Annotated in this window: 1 protein-coding gene; it reads right to left on the bottom strand. The window is 59.3% G+C overall.

Features of this window, described 5'->3' with window-relative positions; genetic code table 11:
• Positions 1-770 (bottom strand): IS5 family transposase gene (locus ACI3KQ_RS15905; RefSeq protein WP_404959313.1). Its coding sequence is split into 2 segments (ribosomal slippage): positions 1-453 and positions 456-770, totalling 768 coding nucleotides; the frame shifts between segments, so codons are not numbered across the junction.
• Between the last annotated feature and the right edge of the window lie 77 nt (positions 771-847).

Below are 847 nucleotides of genomic sequence, written 5' to 3'. Positions count from 1 at the left end.
CTAGGTCACCGACTCATTATGCCGCAACCATATCCTGATTGAGGCGAGCTGGACGGAGGCGAGAAAATTGTCGTCTCGCTTGTCGTATCGGGTGGCGACAGCTCTGAAATGCTTGAGTTTGCTGAAGAAGCGTTCGACGAGGTTGCGATAGCGATAGAGGAACGGGCTGAAGGCCGGGATGCGTTTTCGGTTCGGCATCGGCTTGACGCAGGCCCATGCGCCGCGCGCCGCTAAGGCATTACGCATGGCGTCGCTGTCATAGGCGCGGTCGGCCAGCAGGACGCAGCCTTCACCGAGGCCATCGAGCATATCGTCGGCTGATCGTCCGTCATGTGCCTGTCCTTCGGTCAGCTTCAAGCCGATGGGTAGCCCGAGCGCATCGACCAGCGCATGGATCTTGGTTGTCAGGCCGCCGCGCGAGCGACCCATGCAACGGGATCGACCATCTTTTTTTGGGCGTTGGAAGCGTGCTGGTGGACGCGGATCGACGAGGAGTCGATCATCTGGATGTCACCTTGGTAAGCTGCTGACACAGCTTGCAATATCCGCGCCCAGTGACCTGCCTTGCGCCAGCGGTTGAAGCGGTTCACGCATGTCGTATGCGGGCCATAGCGCGCCGGAATATCCGCCCAGGGTGCCCCCGTCCGCAGCCGCCAGAATATCCCGTTCAGCACCCGGCGATCATCGACACGTGCAACCCCGCGCACCTTGGTCGGAAGCAGGGGCTCAATCACCGACCACTCAAAATCCGTCAGATCAAAACGCGCCACAGCCAGTCTCCCTTCGCTGGAAAACTGAATCAGAAATTAGACCGATTGGGAATCCTGTTTATGGGTATGTGACCTAG

Source organism: Sphingobium sp. ZW T5_29, assembly GCF_044987515.1.
Lineage (GTDB): Bacteria > Pseudomonadota > Alphaproteobacteria > Sphingomonadales > Sphingomonadaceae > Sphingobium.
The sequence above is the reverse complement of the archived record's forward strand: the minus strand, read 5'-3'. Positions and strand labels throughout refer to the sequence as shown.